Source organism: Desulfosporosinus acidiphilus SJ4 (assembly GCF_000255115.2).
Lineage (GTDB): Bacteria > Bacillota > Desulfitobacteriia > Desulfitobacteriales > Desulfitobacteriaceae > Desulfosporosinus > Desulfosporosinus acidiphilus.
In genome coordinates this window covers 929978-951094 of sequence record NC_018068.1, presented here as the reverse complement: position 1 = coordinate 951094, position 21117 = coordinate 929978, and the positions used below count along the sequence as shown (strand labels likewise).

At 40.8% G+C, this 21117-nt stretch carries 19 protein-coding genes and 1 pseudogene; 6 read left to right on the top strand and 14 right to left on the bottom strand.

All coding sequences use genetic code 11. From position 1 onward, the window contains the following. Positions 1-9: 9 nt before the first annotated feature. The 9 genes from kdpB to DESACI_RS04345 all read right to left on the bottom strand — a co-directional run bounded on the left by kdpB (position 10) and on the right by DESACI_RS04345 (position 9928). Positions 10-2067, bottom strand: coding sequence for a potassium-transporting ATPase subunit KdpB (gene kdpB, locus DESACI_RS04380; RefSeq protein WP_014825961.1), 2058 nt, complete (start codon positions 2065-2067; stop codon positions 10-12). 34 nt (positions 2068-2101) lie between these two features. Next, positions 2102-3799 (bottom strand): potassium-transporting ATPase subunit KdpA, encoded by a 1698-nt coding sequence (gene kdpA, locus DESACI_RS04375; RefSeq protein ID WP_014825960.1) that lies wholly within the window; start codon positions 3797-3799, stop codon positions 2102-2104. Positions 3800-3873: 74 nt separating this feature from the next. Beyond that, positions 3874-3960: a K(+)-transporting ATPase subunit F gene (gene kdpF / locus DESACI_RS25720; protein WP_083845542.1), complete on the bottom strand. Its 87-nt coding sequence runs from the start codon at positions 3958-3960 to the stop codon at positions 3874-3876. A gap of 99 nt (positions 3961-4059) precedes the next feature. Then, positions 4060-4302: a hypothetical protein gene (locus DESACI_RS04370; RefSeq protein ID WP_014825959.1), complete on the bottom strand. Its 243-nt coding sequence runs from the start codon at positions 4300-4302 to the stop codon at positions 4060-4062. A 656-nt stretch (positions 4303-4958) separates the two neighbouring features. Continuing rightward, positions 4959-5891 carry a bile acid:sodium symporter family protein gene (locus DESACI_RS04365; RefSeq protein ID WP_014825958.1) on the bottom strand — a complete coding sequence of 311 codons (933 nt, stop codon included), beginning with the start codon at positions 5889-5891 and terminating at the stop codon, positions 4959-4961. A 136-nt stretch (positions 5892-6027) separates the two neighbouring features. Continuing rightward, a complete protein-coding gene (locus DESACI_RS04360; RefSeq protein WP_014825957.1) occupies positions 6028-6366 on the bottom strand; it encodes a P-II family nitrogen regulator in 339 nt (112 codons plus the stop codon). Between the two features lie 85 nt (positions 6367-6451). Continuing rightward, on the bottom strand, positions 6452-7420 hold the full coding sequence (locus tag DESACI_RS04355) for a serine/threonine protein kinase (protein WP_014825956.1): 969 nt from the start codon (positions 7418-7420) through the stop codon (positions 6452-6454). Continuing rightward, entirely contained in the window at positions 7407-8213 is an 807-nt protein-coding gene (locus DESACI_RS04350; RefSeq protein WP_014825955.1) for a PP2C family protein-serine/threonine phosphatase, read from the bottom strand. The genes DESACI_RS04355 and DESACI_RS04350 overlap by 14 nt, the downstream gene beginning before the upstream one ends. A 191-nt stretch (positions 8214-8404) precedes the next feature. Further along, on the bottom strand, positions 8405-9928 hold the full coding sequence (locus DESACI_RS04345) for an APC family permease (RefSeq protein ID WP_014825954.1): 1524 nt from the start codon (positions 9926-9928) through the stop codon (positions 8405-8407). A gap of 699 nt (positions 9929-10627) precedes the next feature. On the opposite strand from DESACI_RS04345, the gene DESACI_RS04340 reads away from it, so the two are divergent. Both DESACI_RS04340 and DESACI_RS04335 read left to right on the top strand, forming a co-directional pair. Continuing rightward, on the top strand, positions 10628-10807 hold the full coding sequence (locus tag DESACI_RS04340; protein WP_041275964.1) for a cell wall-binding repeat-containing protein: 180 nt from the start codon (positions 10628-10630) through the stop codon (positions 10805-10807). Between the two features lie 123 nt (positions 10808-10930). Next, positions 10931-11662 carry a GNAT family N-acetyltransferase gene (locus tag DESACI_RS04335; RefSeq protein WP_014825953.1) on the top strand — a complete coding sequence of 244 codons (732 nt, stop codon included), beginning with the start codon at positions 10931-10933 and terminating at the stop codon, positions 11660-11662. Between the two features lie 80 nt (positions 11663-11742). On the opposite strand, the gene DESACI_RS04330 is transcribed toward DESACI_RS04335, so the two are convergent. The 3 genes from DESACI_RS04330 to DESACI_RS04320 form a co-directional block, all read right to left on the bottom strand. Continuing rightward, the gene (locus DESACI_RS04330; protein ID WP_014825952.1) at positions 11743-13077 is read right to left on the bottom strand and encodes a cytochrome b; all 1335 of its coding nucleotides are present in this window, start codon (positions 13075-13077) and stop codon (positions 11743-11745) included. Beyond that, on the bottom strand, positions 13074-13532 hold the full coding sequence (locus DESACI_RS04325; protein WP_014825951.1) for a QcrA and Rieske domain-containing protein: 459 nt from the start codon (positions 13530-13532) through the stop codon (positions 13074-13076). Before DESACI_RS04325 ends, DESACI_RS04330 begins: the two co-directional genes overlap by 4 nt. Positions 13533-13847: 315 nt before the next feature. Beyond that, positions 13848-14723, bottom strand: coding sequence for a cupredoxin domain-containing protein (locus tag DESACI_RS04320; RefSeq protein WP_014825950.1), 876 nt, complete (start codon positions 14721-14723; stop codon positions 13848-13850). Positions 14724-14897: 174 nt separating this feature from the next. On the opposite strand from DESACI_RS04320, the gene DESACI_RS04315 reads away from it, so the two are divergent. Both DESACI_RS04315 and DESACI_RS04310 read left to right on the top strand, forming a co-directional pair. After that, complete coding sequence (locus DESACI_RS04315; RefSeq protein ID WP_014825949.1) at positions 14898-15596, top strand: response regulator transcription factor; 699 nt, start codon at positions 14898-14900, stop codon at positions 15594-15596. After that, positions 15593-17350, top strand: a complete 1758-nt coding sequence (locus tag DESACI_RS04310; RefSeq protein ID WP_014825948.1) for a HAMP domain-containing sensor histidine kinase — start codon at positions 15593-15595, stop codon at positions 17348-17350. The genes DESACI_RS04315 and DESACI_RS04310 overlap by 4 nt, the downstream gene beginning before the upstream one ends. 370 nt (positions 17351-17720) lie before the next feature. Here the strand turns inward: DESACI_RS04310 and DESACI_RS23430 are convergent, their stop codons facing one another. Beyond that, on the bottom strand, positions 17721-17987 hold the full coding sequence (locus tag DESACI_RS23430) for a manganese catalase family protein (RefSeq protein ID WP_242833166.1): 267 nt from the start codon (positions 17985-17987) through the stop codon (positions 17721-17723). A gap of 18 nt (positions 17988-18005) precedes the next feature. Beyond that, positions 18006-18443: pseudogene (locus DESACI_RS23965) on the bottom strand (citrate lyase subunit alpha); the annotation flags it as partial. A gap of 171 nt (positions 18444-18614) precedes the next feature. Here DESACI_RS23965 and DESACI_RS04300 point away from each other — a divergent pair. Then, positions 18615-19841: a cell wall-binding repeat-containing protein gene (locus DESACI_RS04300; RefSeq protein WP_014825947.1), complete on the top strand. Its 1227-nt coding sequence runs from the start codon at positions 18615-18617 to the stop codon at positions 19839-19841. A gap of 575 nt (positions 19842-20416) precedes the next feature. Continuing rightward, entirely contained in the window at positions 20417-20647 is a 231-nt protein-coding gene (locus tag DESACI_RS04295) for a winged helix-turn-helix domain-containing protein (protein WP_041275962.1), read from the top strand. Positions 20648-21117: the final 470 nt, after the last annotated feature.

Genomic DNA, 21117 nt, shown 5'->3' with positions numbered 1-21117 from the left:
ACTCCCTTCTTACGCCCAGCCTAAAGCTGAGATAATCAAATCAATGATTTTAATTCCGATGAATGGGACAATCAAACCACCTAAACCATAGAACAAGAGATTTTTTCTCAGAATAATATTCGCTCCAAGGGGTTCGTATTTCACCCCGCGTAAAGCAAGAGGTACTAGCGCGATGATAATCAAAGCGTTAAAAATCACTGCTGACAGGATGGCACTTTGGGGAGTAGCTAAGTGCATAATATTTAAGATCTTTAATTGAGGATAAGTGGCAAAGAATAAGGCCGGAATGATGGCAAAGTATTTTGCTACATCATTGGCGATACTGAATGTAGTCAGTGAACCTCTCGTCATTAAAAGCTGTTTACCAATTTCCACAACTTCAATCAGTTTTGTAGGGTTACTGTCTAAATCAACCATATTGCCCGCTTCTTTAGCTGCCTGAGTCCCGCTGTTCATGGCTACTCCTACGTCTGCCTGAGCCAGTGCCGGGGCATCATTTGTTCCGTCCCCTGTCATGGCCACGAGATGCCCTTTATTTTGGTAATCTCTAATCAGCTTCAATTTTGCTTCCGGAGTTGCTTCAGCTAAGAAATCATCAACTCCTGCCTCTGCTGCTATGGCAGCCGCTGTAAGCGGATTATCGCCTGTAATCATGACTGTTTTTATGCCCATTTTTCTAAGTTGGGCAAACCGTTCTTTAATACCGCCTTTGACAACGTCCTTAAGATAGATGACTCCTAATGCCTGAGTTCCTTCTGCCACAACTAAAGGGGTACCCCCTTTTTTGGCGATCTCTTCTACTGCAGCAATAACATCGGGATGCATAATCCCGCCTTGCTCTCGAACATAGTTTTCAATGGCATCTGTTGCCCCTTTGCGAATTTCTCGTCCTTCGAAATTAACACCGCTCATTCTCGTTTGGGCACTAAAGGGTATAAATGTGGCGCCTAAACTATTGATATCACGCTCTCTCAAATTGTATTTTTCTTTTGCTAAGATAACAATGCTGCGTCCTTCCGGAGTTTCATCGGCGAGTGAGGAAATTTGAGCTGCGTCTGCCAGTTTTTCCACCGGTACATCCGGTGCCGGGATAAATTCCGTCGCCATTCTGTTACCAAGAGTAATTGTACCTGTCTTATCCAGCAACAAAACATTGACATCGCCGGCAGCCTCTACAGCCCGACCGGACATGGCCAGGACATTTCGTTTTAACAAACGATCCATTCCGGCAATCCCAATGGCGCTGAGCAAACCACCAATAGTTGTGGGAATAAGGCAAACTAACAGAGCGGCTAGAACCGGAACAGCGACGATGGTTCCCGAATAAATAGCATAAGGTTCAAGAGTAGCAACTGCCAGCAGGAAAATAATTGTTAACCCTAAAAGCAAAATGGTTAAGGCAATTTCGTTCGGTGTTTTTTGTCGTTTGGCTCCTTCAACCAAATGAATCATGCGGTCCAGAAAGGTTTCCCCAGGGTTAGCAGTAATTTTAACTTTAATCCAGTCTGATAAAACTTTAGTTCCGCCCGTAACGGAACTGCGGTCACCGCCAGATTCACGAATAACGGGTGCCGATTCTCCCGTGACTGCACTTTCATCAACCGACGCAATGCCTTCAATGACTTCCCCGTCACCGGGAATAACATCCCCTGCTTCTACTAAAACAATGTCCCCTTTACGCAGATCGGGGGCGGGTACATTCACGTGTTTTTCACCGTCAAGCTTTTTAGCTAATGTTTCACTCCTCGTTTTGCGCAGGGCCGAGGCCTGTGCTTTTCCTCGCCCCTCGGCGATAGCTTCGGAAAAATTCGCGAATAAAACCGTTATCCATAACCAAACTGCAATTTGAGCATTAAAACTCAATGTTTCAGCATGGATAAACAAATCCCTAAGCACAAAATAGATGCTTAATACTGCCACGATCTCTACCACAAACATAACCGGATTACGCCACATAATCGAAGGGTTTAATTTCTTGAAAGCATCTTTGCTGGCTTCCAAGATCATTGCTGAGTTAAAACTCCCCGAAGGGGTTTTTTTACCTTCATGGCTCACATTTTCTTGCATGTTGTTGCCTCCAAGTTACAATTAATAGTAAAAGTTATTTCCCAATCATGATTAAATGTTCAACAATTGGACCCAAGGCAAGTGCCGGGAAGAAGGTTAAGGCACTGACTATAATCACAATCCCCGCAAGTAAACCTCCAAAAAGCAGGCCTGTCGTCTGAAACGTACCGGGGCCTTCAGGAATTGCTTTCTTCTTGACCATGCCACCGGCAATTGCTAAGACTGGAAGAATAATTCCAAATCGTCCAAGAAGAATCGCTATCCCAATGGCGATGTTATAAAAGGGCGTATTAGCATTTAGGCCTGCAAAGGCGCTTCCATTGTTCGCTCCAGCAGAAGTAAAAGCATAGAGAATCTCACTTAAACCATGAGGTCCCGGATTTAAGATTGACGAGGTCCCTGCTTTTGTAACACTCGCCAGAGCACTTCCCACCAAAATTGTAACGGCCGGCACAAGAATCGCAATAGTGGCCATTTTTATTTCCCAAGATTCGATTTTTTTGCCCAAATACTCAGGAGTTCGCCCAACCATTAAACCCACTATAAAGACGGTTAAGATTACAAAGATCAGCATACCGTAGAGTCCGGCACCGACACCGCCAAAAACGACTTCCCCTAACATCATTTGCAGCATCGGAATCATACCACCGAGGGGGGTAAGACTATCGTGCATCGCGTTTACCGCTCCACAGGAGGCTGCAGTAGTGATAGTGGCAAAGAGCGCAGAATTCGCAACGCCAAAACGTACTTCTTTGCCTTCCATGGCCGAAGGACCACTGATTCCCAAGGCTGTCACATTTGGATTTCCGTACATTTCACTGGAATAAGTAGCTCCTACAAATATTAAGAACAGTACGAGCATCGTGACAAAGATTACCCTTCCTTGTTTGGGATTGCCAACCATGTGTCCGAAGGTAAAAGGTAAAGCAGCCGGAATAAGCAAGATAAAGAGCATTTCTAAAAAGTTGGATAACGGCGTAGGATTCTCGAAAGGATGGGCCGAATTGGCATTGAAAAAGCCCCCTCCATTGGTTCCAAACATTTTAATGGCCTCTTGGGAAGCCACCGGCCCCATAGCAAGAGTTTGCTTACCGCCGTCAAGAGTTGCCAAATGTAAATACGAACTAAAATTTTGTATAACACCTTGTTGCGTCAGAACAAGCGCTCCAATCACTGATAAAGGAAGTAATATCCATAAGATGGAACGAGTCAGATCTACCCAGAAGTTTCCGATTGTAGATGCGGTTTTTCGCGCCAAACCTCTTGTAAGGGCAATCACCACAACGATACCAGTTGCGGCAGAGACAAAATTTTGGACAGTAAACCCTGCCATCTGTACCATATAACTCATGGTGGATTCACCGGAGTACGCTTGCCAGTTCGTATTCGTTACAAAACTAGCGGCAGTATTAAACGCTAAATCCGGGGACACTGCACCGAACCCTTGAGGATTAAGGGGAAGGTATTTTTGTAGCAACTGAAGTAAAAAAAGAACGAAAAAACCACAGAAGTTGAAAATCAGGAGTGCCCCGGCATAGCTTTTCCAGTCCATCTCGCTTTGTTCATCAGTTCCCGTTAGACGATAGATCAGTTTTTCAAGAGGTCGAAACAGCGGGTCAACCCAAGTATTTTCCTGGCTAAAAACTTTAGCCATATATCGACCCAAAGGAATAGCTAAAACTGTAAGAATTAAAACATAAAATAGTATTTGTACTATATCCATCGTTCTCATCAGTTGTCCTCCATTTTAAAAAGCAATGCGTTGTAATCTTCAACGGGGATTAATAGAAAGTCATTTAAGCTCTCTTATATTTTTTCAGCATTTACAAGTGAGTAACTTAAATAAACCAAAAGACCCACCGTAACTATCCCTCCTAATACTAGGTCCAACATATATATTCCCCCCTATAATTGATGTCTGTTACACCAGATACATAAAAACTTAATTAAAACTGCCTTTAATTTGTTTATATTTCCCCTTTTTACATAGAATTAACTATCGATTTCACGCTGGAAATAAACTTCTTTCACGATAACCTTTTCTGACAACTTGTAATTCCTCATCTCCGGATCATTGTAGTTAGGCGCCGTTTTTTGATGAATCCTCTCCAGAAACCTTATCATTTTTTCTGTCAGCATTTCTTTACCTGTATTAAACCTTAATCTTTCATAAACAATAAACAAGAGAACCGAGGTTAATCCCAAAAGAAGAAATTCTACTGCACTTTTTATCATTCGTATTCCCTTCAATCCACGTTAATAGCTCTTATTCATTAATTCTCACTCAGAATCTTTTTGAATTTAACGTCATTATAGTTCTAATACCTGTAAAATTGTAAGATTTAACAGCATCATAATAGGGTAAATATGATGTAAAAATTTCGTAAAAATATATCCAAACAAAAAAGAACTCGAAACGATAAGTTCTTTTTTGTTTGGATATATTTTAGGCGTAAGGTTATGAGATTTTAGTACTTTGTCAGCCGAAATCTTTAACTACTTTTTTACATTGTGATAAAATTAACAGAAAAACTTCTGAAAAAGGTTGATAGAATATATCTGACGATCACGAATACGTTAAAGATTATGCAAAACAGTTACAAAGGGTTGTAAATGATTACAACTGATTCGGCATAAGAATTTAATATTTTCATAAGGTCATTAATCCCATAATAGCTATTACAACACCAGAGAGTAAGCTCTTTTCCCAATTCTTCTCTGATCACAATAAAGTTGTTTGAACTCATGGAATTAATATCATGGATTCCGTCAAAATCAGCAATGACACATTTTTAAACTGCACATTGCACGTTTTGCATCTTATATAACAGTAATTTGTAAATTAAGGTCTAAGTCAATCTAAACTAATCCTGATTTTTGCTTAGCTCGGTTCAATTCTCTGTATGACTAAAATGCTTCTTTGCGATTTTGGCCATAATCGGTGATGATATCATTTGTACGACAGCATAGAATGCAGAGGGTATAACCAGTGTTGTATTTAATTTCATGGTTTCCACTGCCGCAGATGCAATACCGAATTCTTTAGTACTTACAAGAGATAACAGTGGAAGAAATACATCGTTCTGTTTAGTAAAAGTTTTTGTTAGATATGCCAGGCTAAATCCGAATAAATTAAGTGCTATTTCAGCTAACAGTATTAACAAGGCAAATTGTTTTAATGATATTATTGACTTTGCATTAGATGACACCACTACAAATAAAAGAATTATATAACAGAGCGAAGCTATCCCCGACCATATTTGTTCCTTCTCTTTAACTTTTACAGATTTATAATTTATAAAGATTCCTAATACAACAGGTAGAATAATGATTAAGGCTAATTCAATAATTAGATAAGAGACCGGTATTTTAAAATTGACTCCACCGAACCAGGCGAGAACATTCGGCAAAACGAACGGAGTGAGAGCCATAGCAATGACCAACATCGCAGTTCCAATAGCTGTACTGCCTCCTGCCAAATAAACCATTAGTGGTGCCGAAACATCAGCGGGAAGACTACCCAACAGCAATTGTCCCGTACTTATATCTCCCCACTGCGAAAATAGCTTTCCTATCAATGCTGCGAATATAGCCATAGGAACAAACTGAAGAAATACCCCCCAAACAATTAATAACGGATATTTCTTAATCCTTTTTAAATCCTCAGTATTAATGGTCATACTCACATTTAGAACCATAATTGCTAAGACCGGAGAAACTATCCATTCTAGAGAAGAACCAAGTCCAGGGTAAAAAAGCGAAAATATTCCGATGATAAAAACAAAGAGTAATAAGTGATCTGAGATCCATTTTAATGCTTTCATTTTTAAACACCCCACCCAAAAGGAAAACGCCCACAACTACTTACTATGTAGCTATAGGCGTCTTTGCCCAAATATTTTTCATAGAATTAAATCGCGCATTTCAAAAGGTTAATGTTGTAATTGTAATTTTTAGTAATTATATGACGTCATCTCCAGTTTCTCCTGTTCGGATTCTCATAGCGCTCCCCACTGGATAGGTAAATATTTTTCCATCTCCGATTTTATTGGTTCGTGCACTATCGGCAATTAATTTAACCACATCATCGACAATATTATCTGCGACGATAACTTCAATTTTAATTTTCGGTAAAAGATTAATGTCATACTCATAACCATCAATAACTTCGGTATATCCGTTTTGAAGCCCACATCCTATTACCTCTAAAGCGGTCATACCATGTATTCCGAATTTGCCCAATGCGCTCTTAACGACATCCAATTTATTGGGGCGAAGGTACGCTTCAATTTTTGTCAAAGTAATCACCCTCCTTATTTACTTATTTATAAGATTTCTTCAATACTAAATAATGATCGTGAAATGCTAAATCCAAGTCCTAATATCAGTGAAAAAGTAGGAAGGACAACAAAGCCAGAACAATCCCCACAATAATCGCACCGCCAATAAATAACCAGGGCGAACGTTCATTTGTCATCACTGCAATAAGGGGTGGATTGGGTTTTTTTAACCATTGAAGATCAACATGGTCAGGATTCCGAAGGTCATTGGCCATTTCAAGAGCACTTATATAACGTTCTTCTTTTCTACGCCGTAATGCTCTTTTAATAACAGTTTCAATTCTAGGATCTATTGTAGGAAGGAATCTGCAAAGTTCTCGCGGATCGCTCGTTAAGTGCTGATGCATTATTGAGAGTGGATTATCACCTGTAAAAGGTGGGCTTCCAGCTATTAAATGGTACAGAAGGCATCCGATCGAATATATATCACTTTGGGCACCACCCCGTTCTCCCCTAATTTGTTCAGGGGCCATGTATTCAGGAGTTCCCATTAAGCCGGAGAAGCCTCGCCAAGTGACTCTCGGACCACCTTCCATGAGAGCTATTCCAAAGTCTAGAATTTTGAGGTGCCCATCCGAAGCCAATAATAAATTTTCTGGTTTTAAATCTCGATGAAAAACTCCTTTTTCGTGGCAATGATGTATAGCCTCTAATAAGCTAATTACTAATGTAACCGCCTGCTCAACAGGAAAACTTCCGTTCTCATTTAATATATTAGCAAGATTTTTACCTTCCACATATTTTAATACTAAGTAAGGAGGGCTGCCTTCAGAGCATGCTAAGGCTATCGGTAGATCTGGATGATCCAGCAACTTTCCAATTGATGATTCCCTTCTAAAACGCTCATAAGTGGCAGGATCCCCCAATTGGGTAACGTCTGGGAATTTTAGAACAATTTTTTCGCCGGTTAATTGATCATCTGCCAAGAAAACACAAGCAAATCCGCCTCTCCCTATCTGTTTAAGGAGTTTATAACGGTTCTCAAAGATATCGCCAATTTCAGGAACTAACAATTTGACTATCCTCCATAACTTTAACTGTTAGTATAGTCATATTATCACAACCACCACGTGAATTCACTTCTCGTATTAATCTTTTATGAATTTTACCAAAATTATCATTTTCTTCATTTTCTAAAAGAAATTCTCTTAATTCGTTTTCATTTAGATGCTCTAAAATTCCGTCGGTTATTAGACAAAATACATCACCCGTTTGTATAGTTCCTGTCGACAAATCAATGGGTAATAGCGGACTTTCTCCCAATGCCCTGATAAGCATATGTTTATAAGGATGAGTTTTAGCTTGTTCTTTAGAAACTAAACCCATACGAACTAGCTTCGCAACTAAGCTATGATCCTTCGTTAATTGGGTTAAGGTCTTAGATCTCAGTAAAAAGGCTTTTGAGTCTCCAGCGTGAGCAATAATATATTGATCTTGCCTGAGCAATAATGCAGTAAGAGTACACTGCATATTCGAGAATCCTTTATGTTGTTTAGATAAGTCAAAAATGTGCGTAGCTGCATGAGCAAAGGCCTCTTTTAAACGATTAGGTGGTTTTTTAGAGTAATTTCCGAAATAATATTCTTGCAGAAGAACATTTACCGCCTCAGCACTAGCAACCTCCCCGGCTAGATGCCCTCCTACACCATCCGAAATTACGAAAAGACTTCCGAAAGTTTCTCTTATATTTATATGAGGAGGAATAAAATAGTTAAAGTAATCCTCGTTTCGTGGACGGACCTGACCCTTATTCGTATTTCCTTCCACACTAAAATGAAATTTCTGTATATTACTTTTTATTGACATTGCATCGGCCCCCAAACTAGCAAGGGGGCGCTTGCTAAGCGCCCTGACGCAAGTTTATTAATACCTTTCAAACATGTTAAATTTCTAATACTTTAGTTACTATTTTGCATTTCATGAACTTTCTTTTTAATCAGCTAATCTTGAGTATTTTACAAAATGTGTTCTGCCATTTCCGGCACCATGTAATACATCTATCTTGCAGCATTATGAGAAGTGATAATTTTTCGGCCCAATGAACGGCTGTTAGAAATCAAGTAAAATATTCCTATAACTGTCCAAATTCCTGTAGCAGCAATAGCTTCCAAAGCAGCAATCTTTGTATCGCCACCTCCCAAAATTCCTAGGTAGAATACAGCTATCAGCATCCCTAAATTCGCAATGAAGCCAAGTATTGGCACAATCAAATGGAGCACTTTGTTCTGGGCTGGATGCCGCATAAAGGCTATCAAGCTTATTATGTTAGTCATCCCGTAAATTATAAAGGTCCCGACATTTGAGAATAGAGTTATGGCAGTTAAGTTTCGGACCGAAATTACTCCAAATCCACCTATAAGTGCCGACGCAATTGTTAGTATCCAGACTCCGGCATGAGGGGTAGCATGTTTTGGATGTAACATTCCAAGGATACTTGGAACTTCTTTATCTTTGGACATTGCATAGGTTACTCTGACTCCAGAATTCATACAAGATAGCGTAGAACCAAAGATTGCAATAGCCACAGAAATCGAAACAATGATCATGAGGGCAAAGCCAGAATTGTTCAACAGCACATTTCCAAGATTCTGTACCATATCGCCGATAGGTGCCCCAGATTGTGCAGCTGCATCTAACCCTGTAAATGTTTTATTACCAATCGTTTGTGTATAAGAAGTATTGATCCATGCATTAGCACCAAAATATTCAAAAAGATAAAATATCAGCCCTTGTAAAATAAGGGAAAGAATTACTCCACGGCTTACATGCTTTGGTGACTTAGCTTCTGCCGCTAAGGCTGTAGTCGATTCGAAGCCCACTAATAAAAGAATAGAAATAGTAGCCTGGAACAACACCGCTGAGAAATTATGGGGCATTATGATATCAAGTAAGCTTTTGTGAACAAATTGAACATGCTGAGGATTATTTAGCCGATATATTAAAGCAAGGACGGTAATAAATACCAAGGTTACAATTTGGATAACATTAATCAATATAGCGAAGAGAGTAGAACCATTTATCCCCCGATATGCCACTGCACCAACAATAAAAGCAAACGCAACCGCGATGATAATTTGAACAGGAATTGATAAGGTGACATTTAATTGACCAGCAATATAGGTAACCATGGTGGCAAACATTGCAACCATGACTCCAGGATATACCCAGTAATAAAGATGCGAAAACCACCCTGTTAAAAACTTAGCTATTCTAGAGAAACCAGATACTTTTAATTCCCTATTAAGAAAAGCCTGTTCAGCAAAATAATATGAACTTCCTGTCCCTGCTTCAGGATATAACTCTGCCAATTTTGAATAGGAGATTGCCGTAAGAAAAGCTAAAATTAGAGCAAATACCAGACCTGCAAACATATCTCCTCCTGTTGTATTTCCCGATGTATCGACCTGTGCAGATTGTATTTGATAAGTTAACCATAAAAATGCACCTGGGGCTATTAAAGCCATTGCATTAACGGTTACACCAGTTAGACCCAAAGTCTTCTTCATTTCTGTCTCGGGCATAATCTTAACTCCTTCCCTCAGTAGACTAAATCTCTCTCTAATGCTCAGAGACCACATCAACCCGTAAACAAAGCGAACGATGCGTCAACAAGCAAAACCAACAATTTTGGTGAAATAGTCCATGTTTTCAATAATTTTACATATTGTACGTAATACTTTCCTACGACCTTTGAAACTGGTATACTATAGATGTAACACATGGGAAGAAAATAGCGAACTAACTTTGACGGTTACCGGCCAAGTACCTTAATCAAAATAGTTCATATTTTTTTCCCTTTCATTATGTTATATTAACCATAAGAATCCCTCCCTTATAAAAACAGAAGGCGCTTTAGATTATTAATCTAAAGCGCCATTGCTTTTTGTATTGATGTCAAACATCTTAAATAGATTATAGTTCTTTTAAAATCAGAAATCAATTCCTATTTTATAAGTATACAGTATTAGAAGATCTTGCAGATATTTTTCGGAGTTTCTTAATGATAAACTCATTATCTTATTATTTATACCGGGGTCTAGTCTATTCTTAGTAATCATTCTGAAATTCAAAATATGACTTAAGTCCTATGTGCATTCTCAGGAAACTCTCAGCTTCGTTTACTAGACTATACATGTTATTAATACTACTTATTCTATTAAATACACGAATCCTTCACAAACGAAAACAGGAGGGATCGCTTATAGAATAATAAAATTTGCTTGGCGACAGAGCAACAAGCCCCCATTATCCTGGTAGGCACGACCATGCAGGACTCACTGGCCAGCTTGAACTTTATTAAGAACCATATGACATCTGGTGGAACTGTTACGATTGTCGGGGGAACTGCCGTTGTTCCTCGAAAAGTTGAAGAGAAAAAACAGCCTTGGTTCAGTGACTAAGGCTGTTTCATTACTCTGTTAATTGCTTTTCTTTAGTTTATATCTAAGTAGACCTCATGGACTCTAGAGGTAAAGATGAAAGTTACAGTAACACTAAAAAGGATGCTAATGAGGTAAATCGATATGTTTGAATGCGAATATCATAATTTAAAAATTGAAAGCAATTCCAATCAGGCATTGGTAAATCTTTCAAAGGTTGAAGTCAGACCTTTCCATGAAGATGATATTGTAAAGATAGCAACGATGCATCGTGAAATTTTCCCAGAATATTTTCTTAGCCACCTAGGAGTATCGTTTTTATCGTTGTTTTATAGAGAATTCCTTCATTCTAATCAGAATTGCGGGTATGTTGCTGAGTATAACGATAAATTAATTGGTTTGGTAGCAGGTACGAAACAGTCCGTACAATTTTTTCAACAATTTTATGGACGTAATTTTGCGCGAGTAGCTTTTCTAATACTAAAAGGATTGTTAACTGATAAAGTTGTACGTCGTAGCATTAGAAAAAGAACTACTCATTTTCGATACGCTTGGCAATCATTTTGGCGACCTAAGATAACCTCAATAAGCTCTGGCAAGATTAATTCTTGTCAGCCTTTTTCAATATTATCTTTAGGTGTTAAGCAAGAGTACAGGGGGCTAGGTGTAGCAGAGAAATTGCTCATTGAATATTGTGCACAACTTTACATACAAGAGGTGCAAAAAGTCTCCTTAACAGTACTGCCGCACAACTCCAGGGCTATTGCCTTCTACAATAAATGTGGCTGGTACGAGGAATCTCATAGTACTACCAGTATAAGGTTTAGTTATTCCTTTACACAAATCAATACATTTGATAAGACGAATATGCGATGATTTAAAGAATTTTAAGCAAAGCGTACTTTAGGACGGCTAGATTAGAATCTCAGAGGGATTTATTCACTGTTCAGCAGTCCCTAATCATTCTTGGCTCCGTCCTTAATCCAGTTCTTAATAATTTGAATTTGATCATTACTAAGCGGATTTTGGCCAAGGGGCATTTGAGGTTGTAATTTTCCGGTTATATGTTCGAAGAGCAAGCTGGTTTCCGGATTACCGGGACTTACTTTAGCCACAGCATTTGAATAAGAATCGAATCCCGAATGACACTGAATACAACTATTGCCTAGAATAGGTTTGATATCTTTGACATAACTGGGATGAGTCACTACACCCGTCGAGGCTAGGGTCTTAGGAACCGAATCCATACCCTGATAAGTCAGGAACACGATGCCAATGACTAAGACTGTGGCAATACTCAAGGCGACAGGCCTCTTTTTAGGTTGTTTATTTGGATTACGGTCAAGCCAGGGAAGGCCGAAAAGTACGATGAAAGCTGCCAAAGGAAGACCGACCATAGCGATAATATCCAGTTTGCCGGGGAAGTATTTGAGGAGTTGGTAAACTCCAAAAAAGTACCAGGCGGGTTCTGGAATGTAGTGCGCTTTATTGAGAGGATCGGCGGCGTCTCCAAGTCCTTTGGGATAAATGGCTGCTAAAGCCCAGAGAGCAATGGCGACAATTAATACAGTAACAGCCATGCGAAAAGCAACGTTGGGCCAGAAAGGAAGTGACCTTTTACTGATATCCTCTCCTTTGTTCTTAAGTTCAGTCAGTTCATCTGTCGACTCCATTCCTTGCCGCAGGACAAAAAAGAAATGGGGAGCGAAGGCCAGGAGGATAATGGCAGGTAAAACCAGCATATGAATGGAGTAAAATCGAGTCAGGGTTGCACCGGTAACTTGAACGCCTTCCCGCATTAAGCGAAGCAGGAAATCCCCTATAAGGGGCACATAACCGGCCATGGCAGTTCCCACCGTCGTCGCCCAGTATCCTTCCTGATCCCAGGGAAGAAGGTAACCGGTAAAGGCAAGTCCCAAGGTACCAATCAGCAGAATTACTCCCAAGACCCAGGTGAGTTCGCGCGGACGCTTATAGGCACCGACAAAGAAGACTCTCAATAAATGCAGGACGATAAGCACAACCATAAAATTGGCGCCCCAGGAATGCAGGGAGCGGACAAAGTGGCCAATCGCAGAACTGTCCAGGGCTTTAATACTGTCGTAGGCTTCCTGGGCCGAAGGCTTGTAAACCGTAGCCAATAGAATGCCGGTGACAACCTGGTTTATGAAGGCAAACAAGGTTGCAAAGCCAAGGTAATCCAGAAAATTGCTCTTTTTAGGAACAGGATGTTCGAATAAAGAAGCCATCAGGCTATTTGTTCTCAACCGGTCATCGAGCCATTTTTTCATCCGATTATCCCTCCAACCATGACAGAATCACCTTGAATCTGAATAACCCGTCTGGGCAAGTTCTTGGGTGGAGGGCCACTAAGAACCTGGCCTTTAAGATCATAAACACCGCCATGGCAAGGACATATATATTTTTTGACCGCGTCGACATAGTTTACGCCGCATTGCAGGTGGGTGCAGTGAAAATCCAAAGCCAGCCAACCTTCACTGCCTAAATTAACCACATAAACCCCTTCAGCGGTTGTACTGCCTTTGTAAGTGACAAACTTAGGAGTCCCTTCCTCAAAATCCGATACCCGGCCCACTTCTTGCAAAGGTTCGGCATTTGCCGCCGGAGGATTTAAGAAATCCCCCAATAGTCCAACATAACTTAAACCGATAACCGCGCCGACCGAGCCGGCACCCCAGGCGAGAAATCTCCTTCTGGGTATTCCTTTGCCCTGCTCATTATTCATATATAGCCATTCCTTTCGCACGCTCAGGCACAAAACGTTATAAAAATTTTGCCTATGCGCTATTCTTAAATTTGTCGTGCAAGTACACTACAGAGCACGGGGAGGTGAGTGTGTCACCCAAACCTTTCGGGAAGACCTCATAAATAGCCTTCTTCCTCAATCCTATATAGATAGACCCGCCAGGTGGCGGGTCTATCTATATCCGGTTAAGAGTCCCTCAAGCCGACATACAACATAGAAAAATATTCAGGTATGAAATGTGTTGCTTATTAAAAGTAAGTTTGTTCAACACTGATATTTCGCTATTGCAGACTATTATTGAACATGAACGACACCGGCCATGTAACCGTCATGACTCATAGCCCAGCCATTAGCGTCACTGTCGCACGGAACATCGCAAACCCAGTGGAAGTCACCGGCTTTGTCCGCAGTGATTGTAAAGGTGGTTACAGACGGATCGCCTTTCTTCTTGGATCCAGGGATTTTGACATTCAGGTTGAGATCTTTGACGACAAAATCGTGTGCCCCATCATCGTAGTTGTAAACAGTTACGGTTGTGGTTTGACCTTTGACAAGAGTTAAATCAGCTGGAGAGTAGATATCATGCATTTTGCCATCCGGACCAAGTTTGGTTCCGGGAAGAATGGTCATGGCAACGTTATCCTTGGTAGAAGGAGCAACAACATGAATCGTTCCGGCCATGTAGCCGTCGTTGGCCATAGCCCAGCCTTTATTAGAACCGGGTTTGTTGGGGTTGCCGGCACCATCACAAGGAACATCACAGAGCCAATGGAAATCTCCGGTTTTGTCAGCCGTAACTGTAAAAGTGGTAGTAGAAGGAACTCCTTTTTTAGTTGAACCAGGAATTTTGACATTTAACTTAAGGTCTTTAGCGACAATGTCATGGGCGCCGTCGTCATAATTTAATACCGTAACTTTTGTCGGAACACCTTGCATGATTGTTAAATCAGCGGGAGAGAAAGAATCGTGAATTTTGCCATCAGAACCAAGCTTTAAATCAGGTACGACGGTCATGACTTGATCATCCACTTTGGTAATTTGGGGAGTTTGAGCCGGAGCCTGAGTTGTCGCTGCCGGAGCAGCAGAAGAAGTGGTTGAAGTGGTTCCGCAGGCGGTCAGAACGAGGGAAATTAGCAGGGCCATGGGGGGCAAAAGCAGTGACTTTTTCATGGTATTCAAATTCCTCCTTGATTAATAAATTAAGCTGTGAAAACACTCACTAGGTGATAATATAGGAATTAAATATAGTTTTAATAAAGAATATATGAAGAATATATGAAGAATTAAATGCAATATGTCGTTATACCGGGATTTTGTTTATAATAAAGCCGAGGTGTATTAGTTATGGATTTGTTAAAACCAAGAGTACTTTTGGTTGACGATGAGGCCGGTTTAAGAGAATTGGTACAGGTATACCTGGAAAATTCGGGATTTGAAGTGATTGAAGCGGCAGACGGTTTAAAAGCCGAAGCAGAACTTAAAAATGAAGCATTTGATTTGGTTATCCTTGATGTCATGATGCCTCAACTGGATGGTTTGACTTTGTGCCGCATGATTCGCTCCAGTCAAGTGGACTTGCCGATTTTGCTCCTCACTGCCAAAGGGGAAGAAGCAGACCGTTTACTCGGCTTTGAATATGGGGCTGATGATTATGTAGTAAAACCGTTTAGTCCCAGAGAACTGACCGCGAGAGCCAAAGCGCTTTTGCGGCGCTCAGTGAAATTTCAGCAGACTAATGAGGCCCTTTTGCGCTATCCTAATTTACTTATTGATAATGCGCGCCACTGGGTTGAATGGTTCAATCAAGAAATCATCTTGACTCCCAAAGAATTTAGTCTTTTAATCTTGCTTGCTAAAAAACCCCTGCAGGTTTATTCGCGTGAGCAGATCATGTCTCTGGCCTGGGGTGAAGATTATCTGGCGGAATTGCGTATCGTTGATGTACACGTGAAAAACCTGCGTGAAAAATTCAATAGCATTGCGCCGTTTAACTATTTGCAGACGGTTTGGGGTATAGGGTATAAATTTGAGGTGCCGAGATGATCTTTCGAAGTTTTGCCGGCAAGATCTGGATAGTCATTGTCGCCTGGGTGTTCTTGGTGCTGCTTATTTTCGGCGGAATACTGGCCAAATCCACTCATGATTTTTATTATGGCTATGCAGCAGAAGAAAATGAAGAATTAACGGATACTGCTAACAGCTTAGCATTTTACGTTTCTTCTTTGCAAAATATTCAAAGCGCCGATGACCATTTTGCTTTTCTGGGAAACCTTTTAAAATATGATCTACTGGCTACGAATGCCGACGGAAAGGTTATCCTCGGCACACATCAAATCCGGAATTGGCTTAATTTTGATATGCCAGTTGAAGATATTGCTCAACTCAGAAAAGGACAAGACATTTCCTATGAAGGCAAGGCCGATTATGCAAGCGGGCATATTTTGAAGGTCGCCGCGCCCATCATTAAAGACAATCAGTTTATGGGCGGGATCTTTGTGATTGAGCCCATGACTTATTTAAATGCAGTGAGCATATCGGTAACCAACTCGATTGGCTGGGGCTTGACACTTTCCTTTCTTTTAGCGGTTCCTTTAGGTCTGCTCCTTGCAAAAAGAGTAGCCAGTCCGGTAGTGGAGATGGATCGCGCGATTAAAGATATCGCAACCGGAAATTATTCCCGCCCGTTACCTGCGAATTCTACTGATGAACTGGCATCTCTGGGCCATTCCTTTAATACTTTATCTGATGAAATAAAGCAGAAGATCCATGAAAACGAGCGAGAACGCCAGCAATTAGCCAATATTCTCGGCAGCATTGAGGATGGGGTATTAACCATATCCCCAACCGGACAGGTTATTCTTGCCAACCGAATGACCAAGCGGTTGTTGGAACCGGTTATTGGCGGCGCTTCACTGACTCTTGACAATCTACCGCAATCCTTGAGAACCTTTTTGCTTAATTCAATGCTGGAACCTATTCCTCACCAGGGGGAATTTAGGTTTAAGGATCAGGTTTACAGTGTAGAAACATCACCGCTGATTACGGATCAGGAATGCGGTGGCCTGGTAGCCGTATGGCATAATATTACTAAAGAAAAACAATTAGAGGATTTACGCAGGGATTTTGTTGCAAACGTATCCCATGAATTGCGTACGCCTTTGTCGTATTTGCAGGGCTATTCCGAGGCTCTCCTTGACAATGTAATAACTGATGAAGAAAAAAAACGTTCTTACTTGGAAACAATTCATAATGAAACTTTGCGTATGCGCCGCTTGGTAAATGATTTGCTGGAGTTGAACCGTATTCAGTATGGCGGCGCTCTAGAACTCCCGCATGAAAGAGTTTATATCCACAATGTTTTAGAGGATATTAAACACCAGATTGAACCTGTTTCCGAAATGAAAAACGTAAGAATCAATTTTGAATATGAAGCAAATATTAAACCGATAAATGGCGGCACGGATCGCTTAAAACAAATCATGCTCAATTTGATTGATAATGCCTTGCGTTACTCCCCGGAGGGAGGAGAGATTCTGATCGCTGCTAAAGAAAAGGGTAATAAAGTAAAAATATCGGTGACCGATCAGGGACCAGGCATTCCGGCTGAAGAGCAGGTAATAATTTGGGATAGGTTCAAACAGGGCAGGTATGTTCAGGAGTATGCAAATGGTAGTGGTTTAGGATTGGCCATTGCGAAAAACCTTGTCGAAGCATATGAAGGAGAAGTAGGGTTAAACAGCGAGCTTGGCAAAGGCTCTACATTTTCCGTAAGTTTTCCGGTTTATCAAGAAGATTAATCCATTTCGATTTTTTCGACACAGAGGAGGATGATATATCTCCTTGCAGAAATGCTATTAGGGTTCCTGAGATAACAACATTTTTTATCCCCTCATCGACATAGTTAATTATGATTTTAACTTTAGGATGTTTATGTTTTTTATATGTTTTGTATTATGTCAACCCGCAATTCAGCATGAACCAGGGCCACAAAAATGACGTCTGTACCGCCCACAAAGGTAATAAGATTAAATTCTTAGGCCTAGGCAATTCTTTTAGAAAGTGCCTAAGCCTATTTTTCTCTCTTTCATTCCAAAACCCGCAAACTCATCTTATAGTCATAAATCAATTCATTGAATTCCTCAGGCGACCCGTTTTCTCGAATTAGCACTAGTGCCTTTTGGAGCAAACGTTTATGTACTCTTCTCTGGTAATGAGAAAGTTGATCATTTTTTTCATATGAGGATCTGTGGTTGACTCTAAATGTTGTTGAAAAAGGAGAGCCGCCCGAGTTTCCGCTTGAATATCTACCTGCAGCATAGTGAGATAATCAGTGCTTTGATCAATATACGTTGAAACCCACGGAGCACCTTGAGAATTCACGCACGTAAGCGGCGGTCCGCCTAATTTGGTAATGGCCGCAGCGATCAATTCCATAGGTCCTAATTCCTCCGCCCCTCCTGAAGCACCGCGAATCACTCCGTCAGATCCGGTAATGACATTCACATTAAAATCCAAATCTATTTCCAAAGCACTCAACACAGTGACATCCAATTGGTTGACAGCGCTTCCCGGATTATCAGGGCTCGCATAATACCCAGCAGCAATCTGTTGGTGGAACCTATTATTCTTAAGTGAGGCAACCGCTTTGAGGTCAAAGCCTTGGACATCCAGTAACTTTTTAATAAGTCCTTCCTCATGGAGCTCAACCATCTGTCCGGTAATCCCGCCTAACGCAAAACTAGCTTTGATATTTCTCTCAATCATCTTTTCCCATAAAAATCTAGTCGCAGCAAACGAAGCTCCACCTGAGCCTGTTTGCAGGGCAAAACCGTCTTCGAAATAGCCTGAAGCGACGATCACATCGGCGGCATTCTTAGCGATTAATAAATCGACTCCTAGGTATTCCTTACCTGGATGTATTTCTATGGGATAACTTTCAACTCTGAATTTTATCTTAATAACTAGGAGAAATGACCTATATATTATGGGAGGAATGGCTTATACAATAATAAATTTCTAACCGCTATATTTAATAATAAGAAAAGATTCGGGAGGGAAAACATGAATAAACATTTTAAATTTTCTACTTTAGTCATGATAAGTATCCTACTCCTCTTTACATTAGTCGGAAGTGTTCAAGCCGCTCCCAGATATAATCGATTCGCTGGTCAAGATCGTTTCCAAACGTCCATTTCCATAGCCGGACAAGAATTCCAAGGGCAACAAGTTTCAAATGTTATTCTTGCTTCCGCATATAGTTTCCCAGATGCTTTAGCAGCCAGTTCTCTGTCGACAAAGCTTCAAGCCCCGATTATCTTGGTAGGTACTAACATGCACGATTCACAAGTCAGTTTGGACTTTATTAGAAACCATTTGGCATCTGGAGGAACCGTCACTATTGTTGGTGGAGCAGCCGTTGTTCCTCGAAAAGTTGAAGACTGGTTGTTGAATGCTGGTTATACAGTAACCCGTTTGGGAGGGAACGACCGTTTTGCAACAGATGCGCTTATTGTTAAAAATCTTTCTGTAACCACCGGGACGGCAATTGTCGTTGCCAGCGGTTATGATTTCCCAGATGCGTTAGGGGTTGCTTCTATAGCTGCTAGCAAAGGATGGCCGATTCTTTTAAGCGGACCTAATCAACTGCCTCAAACTGTGAAGGATTTCGTTACCTCGGATCAACCATCGGATATTTATATTGTCGGCGGAAAGTTCATTTTACACGATTCCATTCAAACGGAACTTCAAACCGCTGCACCTAACGCTCAAATTCAGCGGTTTGGCGGTCAGGATAGATTCGATACCCTATCTCAGATCTTGTATAAGTTTTACCCCAATCCAACGCAAATTTATCTAGCTAATGGTTTTGATTTTGCCGACGCTCTTTCTGGAAGTACATTAGCTGCACAAAACAATTCACCTATCTTATTAGTTGATCCTAAAGCAAGAGCGCTGCCCCCTGCAATTCGCGATTATCTCATTACTCTCCGAACGACTGGTGTTACGCCACAAGTTAACGTCCTTGGAGGATCTGTTGGTTTACCAGATTGGGTCGTTAATCGTGTAAATGAAATTCTGGGAGGTGGGAACACAAATACTACAACGACTCCTAGTGCTATTACTGTCCCAACAACCGATCTAACTACTGATTCTTCAAATGACAATGAGGACCAATATGACAATGATTCTTCAAATAACAACGAAGACCAATACAACCAAAAATTCCATCAAAGATCTTATCCCTACCGCGATTACTCCCCATACACATACCCATATTACAACAATTAGCAAAAGTCCAATATACAATCTAGATTAAGCAACTGAGTGCCAATAATTCCTCTTCGTTATAAGATATTATTTTCTTAAATAAAAAGGCTCCCTCCAAACTAAGGAGAGAGCCTTTCGTCATGTCACAGCGCCCGGCAACGTAACTTATTTAAAGTGCTGATGTAGCACTTCCTCATACCCCACAATATTTCCAGTAATTACAGAAGCCTAATTTAACAGTCTCAAGTCACCCACGACACTGTGACTCATTATTTAGCCTTTTTAGCTCGTTTTCCCCTAAACAATAACGATAGGTAAGGATTTGATGTTATCTCCACCTTTTCCTCTGCTCCACACCGTTTATGACAGTTTTCGTCACGCAGCGTTCCATCTAAATATCTGCTTACGCGAAAAGGCCCCCGCCGTTTAGGCAAAGGCCAAGAAAATAGTGTTTTATGGGGCAGCACCTTGAATATATTATTAAAGCATTAATGTTTAATTCGGTAAACTTCTTTTGTCTTACCTCCAGAAAAACTAAATATTGATTCTCAATGAAGTAATATCAACGTGCCTTGAACGGTCAATAAAGATGCCGAATGTACCAGGTAGGGCCTTGGCGGCGGGACGGCACCCGGCTGCTCCAGGAACTGTACGAACAGAACAGCTTTCTGATCCCTTTGGATGATCAGGGCACATGGTTCAGACATCATCATCTCTTTCGGGATTATCTGCGCAAACAGCTCGGAAAAACACTAACTCTGAAGTATCTGCTTTATCGAGAAAAGGTCAATCCTCTTGGAGAATCTAATAGTAGGAATTCTTTATAGAGGGTACTGAAATTTTGTTGCTAGTCGCTTCTGAATTCCTACCAAACCCTTTGGGATTTCTTTTATTATGGCGATTCTGGAAAAATATCGGCCAGTATTTCAGGGAAATTCTCATGCCGCTTTGCGGCACACAACAATCAGAACCTATACTTCAATAACCTCTGACCTTGAAAAATTGAAAACTTGCTATTGGAAGAGAACTACAACAAAGTAGTTATGGAGAACACTGTAAATATTGTATTCCCGTGCACAATATCCTTGAAGATTCAATGGAGATTGTTCTGAGCTTCTTCATTCACAAATTGCCAAGTTAGAACAAATGATTGATGAGAAATGCTTACCTTACCGGGAACTTGTTGACATCATTGATTCGCATCCAGGCATTGACAAAGCCGCGGCTCAATTGGTTCTTACTGAATTAGGGCCTAATATGGAAGTATGCGCCCGAAATAATGACCAATCCGTAAAGC

Excerpts from the sequence above, each read along its gene's own strand:
- DESACI_RS04370 (WP_014825959.1), bottom strand. The coding sequence starts at position 4,302 with ATGATAAAAAGTGCAGTAGAATTTCTTCTTTTGGGATTAACCTCGGTT.
- DESACI_RS04300 (WP_014825947.1), top strand. The coding sequence starts at position 18,615 with ATGAATAAACATTTTAAATTTTCTACTTTAGTCATGATAAGTATCCTA.
- DESACI_RS04330 (WP_014825952.1), bottom strand. The coding sequence starts at position 13,077 with ATGAAAAAATGGCTCGATGACCGGTTGAGAACAAATAGCCTGATGGCT.
- kdpB (WP_014825961.1), bottom strand. The coding sequence starts at position 2,067 with ATGCAAGAAAATGTGAGCCATGAAGGTAAAAAAACCCCTTCGGGGAGT.
- DESACI_RS04350 (WP_014825955.1), bottom strand. The coding sequence starts at position 8,213 with ATGTCAATAAAAAGTAATATACAGAAATTTCATTTTAGTGTGGAAGGA.
- DESACI_RS04320 (WP_014825950.1), bottom strand. The coding sequence starts at position 14,723 with ATGAAAAAGTCACTGCTTTTGCCCCCCATGGCCCTGCTAATTTCCCTC.
- DESACI_RS04325 (WP_014825951.1), bottom strand. The coding sequence starts at position 13,532 with ATGAATAATGAGCAGGGCAAAGGAATACCCAGAAGGAGATTTCTCGCC.
- kdpF (WP_083845542.1), bottom strand. The coding sequence starts at position 3,960 with ATGTTGGACCTAGTATTAGGAGGGATAGTTACGGTGGGTCTTTTGGTT.
- DESACI_RS04365 (WP_014825958.1), bottom strand. The coding sequence starts at position 5,891 with ATGAAAGCATTAAAATGGATCTCAGATCACTTATTACTCTTTGTTTTT.
- DESACI_RS04295 (WP_041275962.1), top strand. The coding sequence starts at position 20,417 with ATGTACCAGGTAGGGCCTTGGCGGCGGGACGGCACCCGGCTGCTCCAG.
- DESACI_RS04335 (WP_014825953.1), top strand. The coding sequence starts at position 10,931 with ATGTTTGAATGCGAATATCATAATTTAAAAATTGAAAGCAATTCCAAT.
- kdpA (WP_014825960.1), bottom strand. The coding sequence starts at position 3,799 with ATGAGAACGATGGATATAGTACAAATACTATTTTATGTTTTAATTCTT.
- DESACI_RS04310 (WP_014825948.1), top strand. The coding sequence starts at position 15,593 with ATGATCTTTCGAAGTTTTGCCGGCAAGATCTGGATAGTCATTGTCGCC.
- DESACI_RS23430 (WP_242833166.1), bottom strand. The coding sequence starts at position 17,987 with ATGGAATTGATCGCTGCGGCCATTACCAAATTAGGCGGACCGCCGCTT.
- DESACI_RS04315 (WP_014825949.1), top strand. The coding sequence starts at position 14,898 with ATGGATTTGTTAAAACCAAGAGTACTTTTGGTTGACGATGAGGCCGGT.
- DESACI_RS04345 (WP_014825954.1), bottom strand. The coding sequence starts at position 9,928 with ATGCCCGAGACAGAAATGAAGAAGACTTTGGGTCTAACTGGTGTAACC.